15 protein-coding genes, 1 tRNA gene and 1 pseudogene are annotated in these 17,953 nt (G+C 59.6%); 8 read left to right on the forward strand and 9 right to left on the reverse strand.

Going from position 1 to position 17,953, the window contains the following annotated elements:
* Nucleotides 1–9: 9 nt before the first annotated feature.
* The gene (locus tag ETW23_RS03745) at nt 10–3,189 is read right to left on the reverse strand and encodes an efflux RND transporter permease subunit (RefSeq protein ID WP_134829164.1); all 3,180 of its coding nucleotides are present in this window, start codon (nt 3,187–3,189) and stop codon (nt 10–12) included.
* Nucleotides 3,189–5,375, reverse strand: a complete 2,187-nt coding sequence (locus ETW23_RS03750; protein ID WP_134829165.1) for an efflux RND transporter periplasmic adaptor subunit — start codon at nt 5,373–5,375, stop codon at nt 3,189–3,191. Before ETW23_RS03750 ends, ETW23_RS03745 begins: the two co-directional genes overlap by 1 nt.
* Before the next feature lie 749 nt (nt 5,376–6,124).
* Between ETW23_RS03750 and ETW23_RS25690 the strand changes: the two are divergent.
* Nucleotides 6,125–6,277: pseudogene (locus ETW23_RS25690) on the forward strand (IS6 family transposase); the annotation flags it as partial.
* Between the two features lie 259 nt (nt 6,278–6,536).
* On the opposite strand, the gene ETW23_RS03755 reads toward ETW23_RS25690, so the two are convergent.
* Entirely contained in the window at nt 6,537–6,971 is a 435-nt protein-coding gene (locus ETW23_RS03755) for a hypothetical protein (protein WP_134829166.1), read from the reverse strand.
* 1,257 nt (nt 6,972–8,228) lie between these two features.
* On the opposite strand from ETW23_RS03755, the gene ETW23_RS03760 reads away from it, so the two are divergent.
* Together ETW23_RS03760 and ETW23_RS03765 are read left to right on the forward strand one after the other, a co-directional pair.
* Nucleotides 8,229–8,316: transfer RNA gene (locus ETW23_RS03760), tRNA-Ser, on the forward strand.
* Nucleotides 8,317–8,564: 248 nt separating this feature from the next.
* Entirely contained in the window at nt 8,565–8,825 is a 261-nt protein-coding gene (locus ETW23_RS03765) for a hypothetical protein (RefSeq protein ID WP_134829167.1), read from the forward strand.
* Between the two features lie 187 nt (nt 8,826–9,012).
* On the opposite strand, the gene ETW23_RS03770 is transcribed toward ETW23_RS03765, so the two are convergent.
* The 6 genes from ETW23_RS03770 to ETW23_RS03795 form a co-directional block, all read right to left on the reverse strand.
* Complete coding sequence (locus ETW23_RS03770; protein WP_134829168.1) at nt 9,013–9,393, reverse strand: hypothetical protein; 381 nt, start codon at nt 9,391–9,393, stop codon at nt 9,013–9,015.
* A gap of 128 nt (nt 9,394–9,521) precedes the next feature.
* Nucleotides 9,522–9,758, reverse strand: a complete 237-nt coding sequence (locus ETW23_RS03775) for a hypothetical protein (RefSeq protein WP_134829169.1) — start codon at nt 9,756–9,758, stop codon at nt 9,522–9,524.
* 282 nt (nt 9,759–10,040) lie between these two features.
* Nucleotides 10,041–10,643 carry a hypothetical protein gene (locus ETW23_RS25345; RefSeq protein ID WP_205879939.1) on the reverse strand — a complete coding sequence of 201 codons (603 nt, stop codon included), beginning with the start codon at nt 10,641–10,643 and terminating at the stop codon, nt 10,041–10,043.
* Nucleotides 10,644–10,655: 12 nt separating this feature from the next.
* Nucleotides 10,656–10,961: a hypothetical protein gene (locus tag ETW23_RS03785; protein ID WP_134829170.1), complete on the reverse strand. Its 306-nt coding sequence runs from the start codon at nt 10,959–10,961 to the stop codon at nt 10,656–10,658.
* 20 nt (nt 10,962–10,981) lie between these two features.
* Entirely contained in the window at nt 10,982–11,893 is a 912-nt protein-coding gene (locus ETW23_RS03790; RefSeq protein ID WP_254695137.1) for a site-specific integrase, read from the reverse strand.
* A 717-nt stretch (nt 11,894–12,610) separates the two neighbouring features.
* The gene (locus ETW23_RS03795; protein WP_134829172.1) at nt 12,611–12,922 is read right to left on the reverse strand and encodes a hypothetical protein; all 312 of its coding nucleotides are present in this window, start codon (nt 12,920–12,922) and stop codon (nt 12,611–12,613) included.
* 191 nt (nt 12,923–13,113) lie between these two features.
* Between ETW23_RS03795 and ETW23_RS03800 the strand changes: the two genes are divergently transcribed.
* The 5 genes from ETW23_RS03800 to ETW23_RS03820 all read left to right on the forward strand — a co-directional run bounded on the left by ETW23_RS03800 (nt 13,114) and on the right by ETW23_RS03820 (nt 17,425).
* A complete protein-coding gene (locus ETW23_RS03800; protein ID WP_134829173.1) occupies nt 13,114–13,413 on the forward strand; it encodes a hypothetical protein in 300 nt (99 codons plus the stop codon).
* Nucleotides 13,414–13,856: 443 nt separating this feature from the next.
* Entirely contained in the window at nt 13,857–14,294 is a 438-nt protein-coding gene (locus ETW23_RS03805) for a helix-turn-helix domain-containing protein (protein WP_134829174.1), read from the forward strand.
* Nucleotides 14,291–15,451: a primase-helicase zinc-binding domain-containing protein gene (locus ETW23_RS03810; RefSeq protein WP_134829175.1), complete on the forward strand. Its 1,161-nt coding sequence runs from the start codon at nt 14,291–14,293 to the stop codon at nt 15,449–15,451. Before ETW23_RS03805 ends, ETW23_RS03810 begins: the two co-directional genes overlap by 4 nt.
* Entirely contained in the window at nt 15,435–17,057 is a 1,623-nt protein-coding gene (locus tag ETW23_RS03815; protein WP_134829176.1) for a phage/plasmid primase, P4 family, read from the forward strand. Before ETW23_RS03810 ends, ETW23_RS03815 begins: the two co-directional genes overlap by 17 nt.
* Complete coding sequence (locus ETW23_RS03820) at nt 17,054–17,425, forward strand: hypothetical protein (protein ID WP_134829177.1); 372 nt, start codon at nt 17,054–17,056, stop codon at nt 17,423–17,425. Before ETW23_RS03815 ends, ETW23_RS03820 begins: the two co-directional genes overlap by 4 nt.
* Nucleotides 17,426–17,953 lie beyond the last annotated feature (528 nt).

The following is a 17,953-nucleotide window of genomic DNA, read 5'->3' on the forward strand; positions in this document are numbered from 1 at the left end:
TCGTGGGTTTCATTCGGCCGGAACGGCCGTTTCGCCCGCTGGTGGAGGACTGCCGATCTCGCGATTAACGCGCCGCAAAGCCAGACGCTTCCAGATGACAAAGACTGCAGGGATGACGAAGAGCGTCAGCAGCGTCGCCGTGACCATGCCTCCGACCATCGGCGCCGCAATGCGCTGCATGATTTCTGATCCGGTGCCGTGGCCATACATGATCGGGATTAGACCGGCGAAAATCGTCGCAACCGTCATCACTTTAGGACGGACACGCAGCAGTGCCCCCTCGAAAACGGCTTCCTCGATGTCGAGTGGCGCCAGGGTGCGGTTTTCCGAGATGGCAAGTTTCTTACGCTTCTCCCAAGCCAGATTGAGGTACAGAAGCATCACGATCGCAGTTTCGACGGCGACACCGGCCAGCGCAATGAAACCCACCAGCACGGCGACCGAAATGTCGAAGCTGAGGTACCACAGGAACCAGACCCCGCCTGCCAGAGCAACTGGCAGCGCGGCAAGGATGATGCCCACCTCGATCACGCGGTTGAACGCCAGGAACAGCATCAGCGTGATGAGAAGAAGTGTGGCAGGTGCCACCAGTGTCAGCCGCTGCTGCATCCGCTGAATGTATTCGTACTGGCCCGACCAGGTGATGGAGTAGCCTGGTGGAAGCGCTACCTCATCCGCGACGCGGGCGCGTGCCTCGGTCACGTAGCTGCCAAGGTCTCGGCCAGCGATGTCGATGAAGACGAAGCCGGTGCGCCGGGCGTTTTCGGACCGGATCATGCCCGGGCCGTCGACGATGCGGACCTCGGCGAGGGCACCAAGCGGGATGTGTGCCCCCGAGGGGGTCACAACCGGCAGACCCTGAAGGCGTTCAGGGCTGTTTCGCCATTCCTGCGGATAGCGCAGGTTGATCGGGAAGCGTTCGAGGCCCTCGACCGTTTCCGAGACCTGCATGCCCCCGATCGCGGTCTGCACGACATCCTGAACGTCGCGCACACTCATCAGGTAACGCGCAGCGGCCTCGCGGTTGACATCAATTTCGATGAAACGCCCGCCCACGGGCCGTTCGGCGTAGGCCGATGCCGTGCCCTCGATACCGGCCACGGCACGTTCGATTTCGACCCCGATCCCTTCGATGACCGAGAGATCTGCACCCGAAATCTTCACCCCGACAGGCGTCTTGATACCGGTCGCCAGCATGTCGATCCGGTTCTTGATCGGCTGAATCCAGACGTTAGTCACTCCGGGCACCTGAACCGTACGGTCGAGCTCTTCGCGGATACGTTCCATTGTCATGCCCGGCCGCCATTCGGACTCGGGCTTCAACTGGATTGTCGTCTCGATCATTGTCAGGGGCGCCGGGTCGGTCGCGGACTCAGCGCGGCCGAGCTTGCCGTGGACCGTCTTGACCTCGGGCACCGTTGCGATCAGCCGGTCCGTCTGCTGCAGGATCTCGCGCGCCTTGCCGATGGATACGCCCGGATACAGCGAGGGCATATAGAGGAAGTCGCCTTCGTTGAGTTCCGGCATGAACTCGCTGCCTATGCGCTGAAGCGGCCACCACATCGAGGCGACCAGCGCCACCGACAGCAGCGTCGTTGCCCAAGGCCAGGCAACCGCGGCGTCGAGAAACGGGCGATAGGCCCAGATCACCGCGCGGTTAAGCGGGTTTTTATGTTCCGGCATAATCCGCCCACGCACGAAGTACCCCATCAGGACCGGAACCAGAGTAATCGACAGGATCGCCGCCGCAGCCATAGCGTAGGTCTTGGTAAAGGCCAGCGGTTTGAACAGTCTACCCTCCTGGCTTTCCAGCACGAAGACCGGGAGAAAGCTTACTGTGATGATCGCCAGCGAATAGAACAGTGCAGGCCCAACTTCCGATGCGCATTCACCGACGATCCGCCATCGGTTCTGGTCGGTCAGCTTTTCGCTTTCCAGCCTGCGGTGCATAGCCTCGATCATAACGATCGCTGCGTCCACCATGGCTCCGATGGCAATGGCTATGCCACCCAGTGACATGATGTTGGCATTCACTCCCTGCAGCTTCATGATGATGAAGGCCGCGAAGATCCCAAGAGGCAGAGACAGCAGGATCACCAGCGACGAGCGCATGTGCAGCAGGAACGCCGCACATACCAGCACAACAACGATGAACTCCTCGGTCAACTTGTCCTGCAGGTTGTCAATGGCGCGCTCGATGACGCCAGCACGGCTGTATGTTGTCACCAGCTCTACGCCTTCAGGAAGGTTCGGGCGGATTTGCTCTATCCGCTCCTCGACGTTCTTGATCGTGGCAAGCGCGTTGCCGCCCCAACGCAGGATCACAACGCCGCCCACTGCATCGCCTTCGCCGCCAAATTCTCCGACGCCGCGGCGAAGCTCTGGGCCAAAACGGATATCGGCGACATCTCCAAGTGTGACTGCCGCGCCGCGCTCGTTCACCATTAGCGGTGCGCGAGCGAGATCGGCCAGTTCATCGACATAACCGGTCGAGCGCACCATGAACTCGGCTTCGCCCATCTCGATAACACTGCCGCCTGTTTCCCGGTTCGCAGCCTGAATAGCGTCCCGCAATTGCGGAAGCGTGATGTCGTAGGCACGCAGCTTGTCCGGGTCGACCACGACTTGGTACTGACGGACCATGCCGCCGATGGTGGCGACCTCCGATACGCCGTCGACGGTCTGCAGTTCGTACTTCAAGAACCAATCCTGCAAGGTCCGGAGCTGTGCCAGATCGTGGTTCCCGCTCCGGTCGATCAGCGCGTACTGGTAGATCCAACCTACGCCGGTCGCGTCAGGCCCCAGCTGCGGAGAAACTTCTTCAGGCAGGCGGGATGCGATTTGCCCGAGGTATTCCAGGACGCGGGTCCGCGCCCAGTAAAGGTCAGTGCCGTCCTCGAAGACAATATAGACATAGCTGTCGCCGAAGAACGAAAAGCCGCGCACATCGCTAGCGCCAGGGACGGCAAGCATCGCGGTGGCAAGCGGGTAGGTGATCTGGTCCTCGACAACCTGCGGCGCTTGCCCGGGGTACGGAGTGCGGACGATCACTTGGACGTCCGAAAGGTCGGGGATGGCATCCACCGGGGTTTCGCGGATTGCCCATACCCCGGTAATTCCGATCATCACGGCAAGCGCGAGGATCATGAACCGGTTGGCCAGGGAATGACGGATGATAGCGGGTATCATTAGCTCACCTCCGGCACAGAGGTGATGCCGACCAGCGTCAGCGAGAAGTCGGGGTTACGGCGGAACAGTAGGCCTACTCTCTCGCCGATCGGAAGGGTTGCCTGGTCCAGGGTCTCTTCCACGGCGAAATCCATCGTCATTCCCGGCATTCCGAGCTCGACCATGGCGTCATGAGTGATGTTCACCATGCCCCGGCCGGGATCTGTCGAGTTGATAGTGCCAGCAACTTTCATCGGGGCGATGACAGGTTCGGCGCTCGCCAGCAATAGCGTCATCCCGTCCGGCCGAGCAAAGGTTAAGGTCATCTCGGTTCCAGTGGCCAGTGCCGCTGGTTCCAGTTCCTCCGAGACGGAAAAGTCCATCGTCATGCCGGGCATCCCGAGTTCGGTCATCGGTCCATGGCTTATCGTCGCCGTGCGAGCAGCCGGGTCAACGGCGTCAATTGTGCCGCGGACGACAATTGGAGCCGCCTCGGCCATCGCGGTTTCCCCGGACACCGGCACGGCAGTGGCTGCTTGTTCCCGGACCGCAATAATGCTGAACATGCCCGCGTCGTCCTTGGCCAGATCGAACTCGACTGGTCTGTCCAGAACCACCGAGTCGGGATCCAGCCCGGCCACGTCGAATTCCATCTCCATCGCGGGCCAGCCAAGCGCAGGAATCGGAGCGTGCGACACGGTCAGTGTGCCGTCCGGGTTCACGGCGTGGATAGTGCCAGTCCCCGTGGCGGCAACCCCGTCATCGGCACCGATCTCTATCAGGGCAAGAAGGTTATCCGCGCCCCGGGCAACCGTGAAAGCGATCCCGGAATCTTCGGCCAGAGGATCAAGCGGAACATCCGCCCGCACTGGGAAAACGGAGGTCATTGCCGGCCAGTTGAGGCTGTCGAGGGGGCCGTGCTTGATCGTCGCCAGCCGGGTCTCGCTGTCCAGCGTGACAAGCCTGCCGGTACCGCGCGCTGGCGCCTCGTCAATTGGCGCCATGCGCATAAGACCTGCGCTGAGGGCGCTTTCGCTGTCGATCAGGAACTGCGCCGACGCGACGACTTCCTCGCCCGGCGCGAGCCCTTGGACGATTTCGGTCCGGCCGCCCTCGCCGAAATTGTCACGCAGGCCGGATGTAACCAGCCGCGGCTTGAAGGTTCCTTCACCGGTCTTCAGAATCACGCGTTCGGCCGAACCGGTCCGAATAACCGCCTCCGACGGCACTGTCAGCGCCGTTCGCGTCCGGGACGGAACTAGACTTACGGTTCCGAACATATTGGGCCTCAAGAGACCCTTCGAGTTGTCGAACCTTAGCCGCACCGGCAGCGTGCGGGTTTTGGGGTCAAGTTCGGGATAGATGTAATCGATCTCTCCCTCGAACGTGCGCCCGCGCAGATGCTCGAAGCGGGCGACCGCGCGCATGTCTTCGCCGAGGCGCGCGATGTCCCGCTCGAATACGTCAACGATCAGCCAGACGGTTTTCAAGTCGCTAAGTGCAACTGCAAGCGTCCCAGGCTGAAGATACATGCCATCGGCAGCCGAAAGCGCGATCACGACGCCGTCTTGCGGAGCTTCGATCCTGATGCTCCGTGCAAGTTCACCGCTAGCTTCGATCTCCGCAATCTGAGCCTCCGACATACCGTGGCTAAGAAGCTTGTTCCGGGCGGCGTCGAGAATTCTGGCGTCTCCCGCCTTGACGGCGCGGACCAAGTCGCCGGTCGCCGCGCTGATCACTGGCGAGAACATCTCGAACAGGACGTCGCCTTTGAGCACGCGATCGCCGATGGCTCGGGTTTTTAGTTTCTCGATCCACCCGTCGGCGCGGGTGTGGACATGGCTAGTCCGATGCTCGTCGTATCCCACGAAGCCGACGGTCTCTATCCTCGCCGATATGTCCGACATCCGTGAAACCGCGGTGCGCACACCGATTGCATTGACTTCGGCCGGTGAGAGCGACACTTCAGCGGGATCACCTGCGGGCTCCTGACCGGCATAGACAGGGATCAGGTCCATGCCCATCGGTGATTTCCCGGGGTCGTCGCGCCGGTAGTTCGGATCCATCGGAGCAACCCAGTACAGGATCTCAGGGCCGTCCGAGGCCGGGCTTTCAGTGAAGTTAAGGTATGTCCGTTCCAGAAGAACCCCGCCCACCGTTCCTGCGGCAAGCGCAAGGATGCTGAGCGCTGTGTAACGTCCGCGCATGATAACCTCCAGGCTGTTCTTCCCGAAGCAGCCTATGTTGTTGACAAATTACCGGCGCGTCTCAGGACCGCCGCCGGAAGCGAAATTTGTCAAACGTGCTTGGGAGGCCGGACCGGAGGCGGTGTTTCCAGATGAACACCGAAATTGCTCGCTCCGGCTTTAAGGTGGAGCGAGGAAGCTATCATCGCGGCAGGCGGGATAGCCGCGGAGGACAAGTCGGTGCTGAAGCATGAGCCGCCGATGCAACGGGCAGAGACCGGATCGTATGCACACCCGTCGCGATCATCACTTTGCGATGGAGACACCGGTCGAAGGGAGTGATCGGACCCGGAATTTGACGAGTGACCGGCTTCTTCCGCGAGGCTTGCCTGATGTGACATGTCCATGGCCATCGCGGACATAAAATTCGTCGCAAAGGAAAAAGCCAGTGCGACGAAAATGATGGTCACGCGCCGTGCCAGACATATCAAGAATCTTCTGCCCACGATCCGCATATAGCTGCGCTTTGTCTGGTTGCCAAGCTGTCCCGCTAAGGATCCTATCTCCCAGAGTGCCTACCGCTGTCACAAACCGAGCGGCAGTTCACTTCGCGCTCTTCCAATGGGATGTGTTTCGTGAGTTGGAGCTGCAGGGGAATCTGGCGTGAGTTAGAGTGAGAAGAGGCCGCGCAAGGAACGTACCGGGAAGCTCGGTCAGATTTTGGTAGCTGGGCGTCGAGGCAAGAGTCCTTTCATTGTTACGAACAAAGCATCGGGTGCCCGCTTTTAGGATTTCGGTTTGCGCGATCCGTGATTTTCTATGCCCTTTGGGTTTGCCGTCGTTTCGTGCTGAGACTACGTGGCCTTAACGATGTGTGGGTGGAACGGGGTGTAATCTCCTCGTATGGATCTATCCGCTCGTGGTACAGGTGTTTCGGGTTTGATTTCGCTCTGTGGACACTCTCGGTGCATGCTGAAGCTGCGCAAACACCTCGCGGCTGCGACGACCATGTTTCCGCTCTCCTTCGAACCAGATCGGGCCAAAACTCGCCAGTTTGTACACCGCCCGCGGCTAGGCCATGGATTCGCTGCCCTGGCAGGCTTTCGCACCGCTGCATTCTCCCCCATGGCCTGTTGCGCGTTGATGCCGCTCCAAGCGTTGCGCTTGTTCAGTCACCGTTCACTACATGGCACTGTCTTCTTCCCATTCTTCTGTCCAGAGTTCCTCTTCGGCCTGGATTTCGCAGATAACCCGATAGTGCTCTTCGTCGTTCCAGCCATCTGCAACAAGTTTCACCAACTTGCTGAGGTTGCCGGAATCCCGCACCGCGTCCAAAAGGGTCTCAAAGGCCTCAGGGCTCTCAGAAACATTGTAACGGGTCATATAATGCTGGTCATTTCCGGCAATTTCTGAAGAAATCAGGACACCCCAGTTCACCTCGATATCACCATCGCTGGTTGCTTCTGCGATCTTGTCTACGAACAGGAACTGGGTGGACAGCTTGGTGATGGCAGCGTCACGGCTACCGCACTCCGCTACATATTCGGATAGTGCGTCCTCGCAAACCTGGTGGAGCAGATGTTCCGCGCGCATGATACGGACAAGGTTTTCGTTCATCTGGTGGTTCACCTTTCAACCTGATTTTAGTCTCGGGGGTAATGTGGGTCATGAGGTTGAAAACCAAAAGCGGCATTTTTCAGTTCTCCACAATTCCGGAAAGACATGAACCGCAGCCCTCCTCAGCCTTCGAGGGTTCCTTTGCCGAGACCTGCTGCTGTTGCGGCAAGACCAGGGCAGGCTGCCTTTCAAGCCGACCTTTGCCCCCAGTTGGCGCTTTCCCTTCTGTTCAACACGGGCATCAGGGCTCGATTAGCATGCAGGTTCCGTTACATCTTTGAAAACATTTGGTGATTGTCTTTATTTCATTAGCCGCCATACACCGAGGAGCTTGAAAATGCGATGTTCCTACCGTAGGCGGGGGCAGTGGCTCTGAAAAAAAATCATTTAAAATCAATGATGTAACGGTGTTACGCTGAGCGTTACACGCCTGTTACGGGGTTAAGTTGTTGAAAATACTGGAAGTTTGTATGTATGTCTATGTATGTAACACATAAATAGTTATATATATATAAAGAGAGAAAGAGATATCCTGCCGGAGAGAGTAAGAGGTATACACTCTCCCCCGCCGTTACAGGCGTTACGGCGTTACACTTCGTCTAAGCCATTGAAATTATTGAGGCGGTCCGTAACGCCCCAGCTCGATAAACATGAACGTAACCCCTGATATGTAACGCGGGGGTAGCTTCCCGCTGTACCGTGGCGACCAAATCACCGCCCTTCATGCACAGAGGGGATTGCGGATGTTTCCCAAGACGACGGAAGGCAGCCCTTCTATTATCCGTACCAAGCGCACACTTCTGCAGACGCGGCATTCCCGGGTCGCCTTCCCGGAAGCGGAGGCCCGGTGAGGCGGTACAGCATACTTTGATGCTGTCGGCTGCAATGGCGTCAGCGAAGCGCAATAGGCGTGCATTACATGGTCTAGGTGCAAGTACCTATCTGCCGAAGCGCTTGCAGCGATGGCCTGCGGTTTCCACTATCGCCAGGGGATAGTCTTTCGTCTCCATGTGCGGCCTTTGGAATGCGGTTTGGTGATTTGGCGACTCTCATTGCGACCGGAGCAGGGGAGGGAATCAAGTTTAGGTCGACTGCCGTGAACATTGCGCGAACACGGCTGCACGGATTTTGCACGTGAATCACGTGCAGTTCCGCAAAGGTTCCCTGAAAACCGGGGAAACTCCCTGTTTTGCTGGCGCGGAAAAAAATTGAAAAAACGCCTTGTTTCTCTGGTTTGCGGCACATATACGGGTCAGCGGAGACGTGGCCGAGTGGTCGAAGGCGCTCCCCTGCTAAGGGAGTAAACCGCAAGGTTTCGTGGGTTCGAATCCCATCGTCTCCGCCATTAACCTCATGAAATGGCTGGATAAATTTGCACCCAAAATGGGCTGTAGTGCAAAACGGTTTACCGTGCATTGCATTATGGTGTATGGCACTTTCCCGGATTTCCTGGGGAACCCGTGCAAAATCCGTGCATCCTTTGACGTCCGCTATCCGAATCACAGGGCGCTTTTTTAGCCGCGGCAGCACGGTTTAACGTGCGAATACGTCATGCACGTTAAACCGTGAATTGCATTGCAGTGAGGAAATCCCATGAGCTTCTTTAAGAAAAATAAACCGGCCACCGTTGCCGAGGCCCTGGCACCGTTCAAAGCCGCCCAGGCTGGCCTGGCGGACGTGATTGCCACCGCCCAGACCCGATGCAAGGATGCGCGGGCAGAAATCGCCCATGCCGAGGCTGTCGCCCGCCAGGTGCAACGTGAAGGCGGCGCGGTGATTGCCTCGGCAGATGCTGAGGAGGCAAAGGCCAAGAAAGTGCAGAATGCCCTGGCCGCCATTATCGGCAAAGCCTAGCGGCAGCGCGCCAGGCAGCGGCGGGTGCCGCTGCCTGGCCTGCAATGGTTCCGGGCTTGTGCAGAGTTTATGCGCCAGCCCGCCGCCGGTTTGGCCTTGTCCTGCATGTGATGGCCTCGGCCGTGTTCGGTCCTAAAAATGAAAAGGCCCCAGGTGATCCCTGGGGCTTTTCTGCTGGCCGGGCGGGTTAATGCGGCGCCAGGTGTATGTCCCGCAATTTCCACCGGCCGGTGCTGGCCTGATATTCAACATCGGCGCTGAAATTGGTGCGCCGAATGGCCCCCAAAGCGTTTTGCGCATCGACCCATGCGGAGACGCCAAACAGGCATTCGCCCTTGGTTGCAATTAGCACGTCCTCGCTAACGTGCATCGGCGCGGGCGGGTCTGCCGGAAATTCGGCGGTGCCGGGGGAGGACAGGCGCCTGGTGACTTCGGCCTGAGTGAAGTTATAGGCGGCCAGCTTTGTGCATCCGTCCTCGGCCTCGTCCGTGCTCATGGCGAATAGTACGGCGCTGGCGCCCAGCCCCGCGGCGAAAATGCCCGCCGCGGCGGTTTGCAATGGTTTCATGAGGCTGCAATCCCGTGCTGGAAATTCAGCGGAACTATGCCGCAGCCCCTGGGCTGTCGCAAGGAAAAGGCCCCAGGTGATCCCTGGGGCCTTCTGGTCGCTGCTTGGCGCTCCGCGCTAGGCGGTCCTTATTTGGAGGGCTGCCAGGGTTTAATCCCGGCGTCTTTGCGTGCCTGGTTAATGTGGATATTCCTTGCACCCGGCACTGGCGTGAGGCTGGTATAAAGGTGGCTGGATTTAAGCCTTTCGGCGCCCTTTTCGCGCCAGACTTCACCGCCAATCTTGGCGCCGTAGTGCTTGGCCAACGCCTTTTCATTGTAGGTTTTGCCTGTGCGATAATCGCCGTGAATTACAATCGGTGTCATGTGTTGGTCCTTTTAGTAAGCGGGGGTGTGCCGTTTGCCGCACCGGCGGCAGCGGACGGTGTAGAGGCGGCCAAAACGGCCGCATGATCCATCTGGCGATGCGTAGTCCAAGCGAATTTCACCGTGATAGTCGTGGCCGTGGCGGCACGGTGCGATCCAGTTGAGAAGGTGTTTCAGCATTCCGGCAGGCCATTCCATTTTCTATTGACGGTTAGTAACAAGTAATGCGTTGCACGGTTTAACGTGCAGTGCAAGCAATAAGTGAGCATGACCACGGCGGCTTCAATTCACGCGGATTGCATAGACTTCGACCGGATCGGCGCCGAAATGCGGGTGCGTGATGGTGGTTTTGCGCCAGCTGTACCAGGGGCGGCTGATGCGGCCTTCCGTGCAATCTCGGCGCGGATATCCCTTTGTAAGGATGATTTCCGAAAAGGTGCGGCCCTCCAGCCGTTTCCGCCAGTAGGGGGTGGCCTTGCGGTATTCCTCCACCTTCTCTCCGCTCTTGATTTGCTCAAAGTACGCGGCCTGGAGGGGGAGGTGCAGCGCCTTCAATTGGTGCTCCTTGTCAAGTGACATTTTCAGGGCTGCGCCTGCGTTTTGATCGGCCTTAAATGCCTTAAAGCCCTTGAACATACCGTCTGTGGAGCCGTTGTTTTCGTCCAGGTGTCCAACTACCAGGACGCGGGGTGTATCCTGCGGTCCGCCGTATTTAACCACTAGGTCGGCGCCGCAGCCGGGGGTTTCGCAGTAGTGTCCGAGGGCTTCCCAATCTGGGTAATTGCCCCCGTAATCCAGGCCGTTGTGGAATGCATTATGCCAGCCGGGTATTCCTGGCTGCTGGCAGTGTGGGCAAATCCAAAGGTTGTATCGAATGTCTTTCATTTCTGCGGCCCTCTAGGCATTGATGATTTGGCGGTTGACGCTGTAAACCATGCAGGGGCTTATGCTTTCCCCGCTCTTGGAGATAATCCAGCCGCCATCCCAGCCGTGAAAGGTGAAAGTGGCTTCGCGCGCATTGCAGCTGGCTTTGGTGGCCCGCATTTTGTCGCCAGGCTTCAAAAGGCCGCGCAGCAGTTTCTCAGCTTTTGGCCGTCTCTCCGCGAAAACTGCCTTTTTCTGTTCGAACGTCAGACTTTCCCAATCTGCATAAATTTCGCGGATGGTTTGGCCGGTTTTTGTGTTTCCCGTTTCGGTGGTCATCTGTTGGGTTCCTTTCGTGTTCACACGGCCCGCAGCCCTGCGCGCCGTTCCATTGTGTCCGGCAGATCGGCGCCAAGGCGCTGGAAGTTCCAGCCCGCTTTCAGCAGTTTAGCGGGTAGGTCGGCGGGAGAGTTCTTGCGGTAGCGTTCTGCTGTGCTGGCGGTGCGCCACCCGCCCAGATCGAGCATCCGCCCGTAATCCTTGGTGGCGGCATAGAACCAAGTGGCCCAGGTGTGGCGGATCACATGCGGAGTGACTTCCGGCCCCAGCCCGGCGTTGTCTCTGGCGAAATTGAATGCGGTTTGGATTTGCCCGCCCCCATTACTGCGCATGACATATCCTTGGCCCTTCGGGGTTTGGAGCAACTGGCCGTCCTCGGGCACCCCTTCCGCCAGGATCAGGTCGCGCGCACGCTCTGGCATCTGCACCATGCGGGCGTGCCCGTTTTTGGTTTCAGGCAGCCAAAGCTCGCCAGTAGCCGGGTGCCAGTTCTCGACCTCGGCACCCAATGCCTCGGAGGCGCGGCAGCCGGTGCCGATCAGGCAGGCCAGGATGGGCACAAGGTGAGGCGCCGCGTTGGATAGCAGGCGTTCAAATTCCGCCGGTGTCAGCCATCGGGTGCGCGCGTTGCGGACGGTTAGGCGGCGGAACTTTCTGGGAATTGCGCGGCCGTTCTCGGAGGCCATGCCGATCACTGCGGAAACCGGGCCGATCAGCTGACGATTGACGGTTGCAGGCGCCGCGTCCGGGTAAATCGCATCTGCGGCTTCCAGCATTGTGCCGTTGTCAATATCCGCCACGCGGGTATCGGGTCCGAAGTATTCCAGAACCTTCTTTAAGAACCTGCCTTCGCCGCCGGACAGCATGTATTCATGCGCCGCCTCGGCAAAGGTCAGCGTTGCCGAGGCACCAAAGGCGTGACGTTCCCGCATTTTCGTTTCAAGCCGGTTAGCCCAGGCTTCCGCTTCGCCTCGGATGCTAGTGCCAGTGCTTTGGTAAACAGACTGTCCGGCGACTGTGCCGCGCGCGAAGTAGTTGCCGCTTGGCTTCCCCGCTTTGTTTTTGCGTCTGATGAGCTTGAGGGGCATTCTGATTGCTCCTTTAGAAAAGTGGCCCGGAGGCTGGCAGGGCGGAAAAGGAATTTCACCCGGCCGTGGGTTGCTATGTAGGGCACGCCGCCAGATTGGCGCAGGCTGTCCAGTTTCCGCCTGGAGGTTTGAACCCCCTGGTTCTTGAGGTATTCCACCGCTTCATCGGTGGAGAGGTTGCGTTCGTCGCCAGGCTGATCCATCAAAATCCCCCTGTGAAACGCGCCGCTGCCGCAGCTGCGGCGACAATGGCGGTTAGCAGGATCACAGGTTGCGTAATCTCCAGGACTGCCTGGGCGAACCTGTCACGGCCTGATGCGCTTCTGTTCTGTTTCATGTGCAATGCCCTTTTTACCGTGCGCCTTGGGTAGCACTCAAAAAAGTGCGCTTGCAAGTTAAAAAGGGTATTGCATGGTTTACCGTGCAATGGCTAAGACTAAGGGGGAGAGCAGCGCCCCGGCGGCTTCACCCCGCCAGGGCTAATGAGAGAGAGGTGCCGTTATGGCGCAATCCTTTTCTGCCGCCCGTCCGGCGGTGTGTCTGAATTGGGGTTTGGTCCGGTTAGGCTTCCACAGCGTCCAGCGCCTGCTGCAGCTTGTGTTCTGGCAGCCGTTCAAGCCGCTGGTAAAGCCGGATGCGGTTTTCCGTAATGGCATCGGCGCGGTGGATTACGCCAATGGGGAGGTTTAGAGCGTCGCAAGTTCTCAGCATGTTTGCATAGGTCAGTCCCGTGCGCCCGGTGACGAATTGGCTAAGACCGTTTCGGGCCATTCCCGCCTCAACTGAGGTGGCTGATAAACTTGTTCTTCGAAATGTAACAGCCATGCGCAGGTTGTTGCGGGCAATGTCTATCCGTGGATCGGTTTTTTCCATCCGTCTAATCCCTGGTAGTATGTTCGGTATAGCGTGCATATCCCACAAAAGCGGGAAGTGCACACGAAATCAAGCGCAAGTTGGTTAAATCGGGCGATGCACAGAACAACGTGCGTTGTGCGCATTATATTGAGTGCAATGCACGGTATAGCGTGCTGTTAGGTAAGTCATAACAACATATTGGGGCGGCTTTGCCCCACAGCAAAATGGAGGCTGTTGTGCAAGTAAGGAATACTATTCCCGTTTATAACCCGCCGCCGGAGGATTTCCGGGCCTGGGTCCAGGATAGTCTGGCCCTGCTAAAGGGTGTTTCGGCCACATCCCTGGCGGTCAAGTGCAAGCTGGGCAAGAATGTCCTGCAAACCTTCCTGACCACGCCGGACCGCGATATCGCCTTGTCCACTACGCACGTTTTAACGTGCAAGCTGCACGAGTTGGCGGCGGATCAGCAGGTGCAACTCCCTCAAGTGGAGGTGCGCGCCAATGGCTGACCTGTTGAATTCCCTCCCGCCTCCCGACCGGCGCCTGGTGCGTGCGATGGCCGCTGATGCAGGCAGTAATCCCGAAGCTATGGCGGCGGAAATCGTCCGCGCTTACCTCGGCCTTGTGCGCGGTGCTCCTGATGCAATGCCGAATGATCCGTTGCGCCGTATGGCATCCAGCGCCCTGCGCAAGTCTGGAAGGTAGGCCATGACCTGTATTCTGGATGATGATGTTCTCTTGAAAAGGTGGGTCAACACCCGGCCCGCCGAGGAAAACCCTTTTGATCCCCGCTGCCAACTGCATTTGCAGCGCATCTGCGGCACCTGTGAGCACTTCCAGGGGGCTTTGCGTGGTGCAACGCCGCATGGTGCTTGTGCTTACTATGACCTGACCAAGCACCGCCGCGCCGGGGCGGCCCATTGCCCCCGCTGGGTGCGAAAGGCGGCCCCTGATGCATGATCCCATGGCCCCGATCCGCGCTGAGGTTTTGGCGCAGCCCGAGCCTGAACAGGTGGAGTATGCGCTGGACCTGATGGCCTATTACCTGGCGCCTCTGCCAGCCTTCTATGAGGGTTGCGCCGATATGGGGCTGGCGCTGGCGAATTCGGAACTGCGGATGCTGCACGCAATGGACGCCAAGCGTGGCCGCTATGTGTCGTTGGATGCTCTGCTGGCGGCGCGCTGTGTTGACGCGCACACCGATGACTGGCCATCGCCTGACCGGGTGGTGAGCGGTGTGGCAATGATCCGCAGGCGGTTGGAAAAGCTGCGCCTGCCGGTGGAAATTACCACCTGGCGCGGGGTGGGGTACTGCTTGGAGGCCCCTAATACATTCCGCTTTGAGGAGGGGGTGGTGCCGCGGCCAGCTGCGCCAGCCGTGTTGAAATGACCGGCCTGGCGGATGACGGCCGCCGCCATGAGGCTAAGGCCATCCCCATAATGGAGGTGGCCGCCCGCCTCGGCATTGAAGGGCTGCGCCGGGCCGGGCTGGAGTTTGAGGGGCCTTGCCCGGTCTGCGGCGGCCGGGACCGGTTTTCGATCAACCCGAACCGCGGCTTGTTCAACTGCCGCATTTGCGATGATGGTGGCGATGGGCTGAAGCTGGTGCAGTTCGTCCTGGCCTGTGATTTTGTCAAGGCGCTGGACTACTTGGTGGGTAAGGCGGACGTTGCGCCCGATCCGGCCGTGGTGGCCCGACGCAAGGCTAAGGCTGAGGCAGCAGAGCGCCAGCGTCGGGAAGCAGAGGAAGCGGCCCGCGCCCGTGCGATCCGGGATGCCCGCGAAATCTGGCACGCCGCATTGACTGGGGAGGGAACCCCGGCGGAGGAATACCTGGCCGCCCGCGGCGTCTGGTTTCCGAACGGTTGGCCTCCCACGCTGCGGTTTCTGCCGGATCACCCGTACATGAAGTTCTGGCCCGGCCGCGGCACAGTGGCCTGGATGCGCGGCCCCTGCATGATTGCGGCCGGTCAGAATGCGCAGGGCCGGATCACGGCCGTGCATCAAACCTGGTTTGACTTGGAACGCCCCGGCCGGAAGGCGCAAATCATCGCACCGGATGGCAGCCTGTCGGATGCCAAGGGCAAGGCGTGGCCTGCCAAGATGGTGCGCGGCAGCAAAAAGGGCTGTGCTATCCGCCTTACCCCGCTGGGCACCTCGGGTGTGATGATCATGGGGGAGGGTATCGAAACCACCGGCAGCGCGCTGGCGGAGGGTATCCGGCCTGCGGCTGCGTTCTGGGCCGGGATCGACCTCGGCAACATGAGCGGCCGTATGTTGAAAGTGCCCGGTATCCGCTGGAGCGGCCAGCCGGACCTGGAGGATGCGGACGCCTGGCGGCCGCCGGAGTGCATCAGTCAGCTGGTGTTTATCCAGGACGGTGACAGCCACCCCAAAGCTACCCGTGCAAAGTTGTTGTCGGGTTTGGAGCGGGCGGCCCACTACAGCCCCCATCCCGATTTCAAGGGCTGGATTGCCGCGGCCGCCGAGGGTGCGGACCTTAATGATATGCGAATGAAGGAAGTGAAAAATGCAGGGACAGCCTGAAACTATCCGTGACGCCTTCGTGGCCGCCGAGGCCGTTGTGGGCGGGCCGACTGAGGATTTCCCCGGCGAACTGCCACCCGATGAGGTGCCGCCAATGGAGGCTTACGAGCCCGAGAGCCTGGAGGTGAAGGGGGTGGAGTTTCCGCGCAATGACTTTGGCAACGGCCAGCGCCTGGTGCTCTATTACGGGGACAACTTCCTGTTTGTGCCCCGCCTCGGCTTCTTCCGCTGGGACGGCCGCCGGTGGGCTTCGGATGAGGATGAAATTCTGGTGCGCCGGGATGCGCAGAATATCGCTGCGCGCATCATGCACGAAATACCGTTCATTACCCTTGATCATGACGGGAAAGACGCGGAGCGCCACGCGGCGCACGCAAAGAACAGCGGCAACACAGGAAAGATTACCAACATGCTGGCAGAGGCAAAAACGGCAGTGGCCGTATCGGTTGAGGATTTGAACAAAGACCCGATGATGCTGTGCGTTGAAAACGGCGTGCTGCATTTCACCCGCCGCCCGGATGCGCATGGCGCGGCTTGGGGTGGTGCGTCTGAAGTGCCGCAAGTGGACCTGCTGCCGCACGACCGGCGCCACCGGATTACCAAAATGGCCCGCGCCAAATACCACCCAAGGGCGAAATGCCCGGCCTGGGATGCCTTCCTGGCCCGTGCGCTGCCTGACCCCGATGTGCGCGCTTTCTTTAAGCGGTGGTGCGGCTACAACCTGACTGGCTTGACCACTGAGCAAAAGCTATTGTTCCTCTTTGGGCAGGGCCGCAACGGCAAGTCCACTGCGGTGGATACGATTGCCCGCATCATGGCGGATTACTCAACCACCCTGCCAATTGAAAGCCTGACCGGTGCTGACCAGGGCAAGGGCGGTGAGGCTACCCCGGACCTGGTGCGACTGCCTGGCGCCCGATTTGTCCGCGCCTCTGAGCCGGAGCAAGGCCAGAAGATGAAGGAGGCCCGCATTAAGGCGCTGACCGGGGGTGAGCCTATCCCGATCCGCCGCTTGCACCAGGAGGCGGTGGACCTGATCCCGGAGTTCAAGCTCAACATTTCGGGCAATTACAAGCCCGATGTGCGGGGTGCTGACGATGGCATTTGGCGGCGCATTATGCTGATGCTTTGGGGGGTGCAAATTCCGGCCGATGAGGTGGACCCGTTGCTGCCCGAAAAGCTTTGGGGTGAACGCGACGGCATTCTGCGCTGGATGGTGGAGGGCTGCCTGGAGTGGATGGCAGGCGGGTTGCGGCCGCCCGCGGTGATTGATGAGGCTACCAAGGAATACCGCGCGGAAAGTGACCCTATGCGCACTTTTCTGGAGACAGAATGCCGGATCAGCGGCAGCCCTGACAACTTCGAGACAGCCCGCGATTTGGGTGATGCTTTCAATGCCTGGCTGATGGAAAGCGGCACCTCGGCCTGGACGCCGCGCCATACCTCTAACAGCCTGTTGCGCCGTGCCAATAATGTGAAGGGTGAGGATGGCGCGGTGTTTACCAGGGTCAAGCGGTCCACAACCGGATATCTGGGTATTGTTCTGCTGCCCAAGGCGCAGCAGCGAAAGACAGACTACGAGTATCAGCTGGGGCGGCTGAAATGAGCCTGCGCCCGATCTTGGAGGGGGCCAGGGACTGGCAGGTGCCTGGGGATACTGCGGCGCGGTATGGTAAGTGCCATTTCGCCAGCCAGGCAGCGGCACGCGGCGTGCGCTCCATTCCTGGGCATTTGCTGATGTGGGTGGTGAAGGAGGCGCTGCGCCTTGGCCGGGATGATATGGTGGAATGGGTTTACGATGTGGGGGACGGCGCCGCACTTTATCGCATTCTGCTGCCCGAGGGTGCCTATTACCCTGTAGTGCGCAATTCGCGGCTGGTGACGGTTTTCAGTGCGCATGAAAAGCGCGGGCAGGCGTCAAACCGGAAATTCCGCAAGCGTTGTTTTGGCACCCGCAAGCGGAGGGTGGCATAATGGCCGGCCGCATGGATGCTGCGACGCTGGCGGTACTTCCCTGTGACTTTTGCAGCGATCCGGTGGCGCCTTTTGGATTCGCCCCACCGCCCCGCTTGGGTATTCCGGTTCGGCGGCCGCTTAAAACCTGCGGGTGTAAAGCGTGCAATGAGCGTGCGGAGGCACGGGTGGCGGCTCTGATCGAAAAGAACGACCCATTATCACCCGGCCGCCGCCGTGCGGCTGCTGACGCAGGAGTGAGTCGCCAAGGAAATCTATTCTAAGTTCTGATTATTGATGCAAATCCCGGTTTTCCGTTAAACGTCTGCATTTATTTGCAGGCGTTTTTCTCAATTTTTGCGGGCGATTTGCGGTTTTCCAATCCTCCTCGGTTGCGCCCAGGGGTTGACCCTGACGCCCGAGCGCATCATGCATGGACGTGCGCTGTAGCGCGCTGGGAATTGGCGTTCCCAATCACACAGTTCTGCCCCTATGGCCGGGGGCATTGCGGGGCTGTTCCTGTGGTGGGAACAGCTGCCGTCTCTGTGT

Source organism: Leisingera sp. NJS201, from assembly GCF_004535885.1.
GTDB lineage: Bacteria > Pseudomonadota > Alphaproteobacteria > Rhodobacterales > Rhodobacteraceae > Leisingera.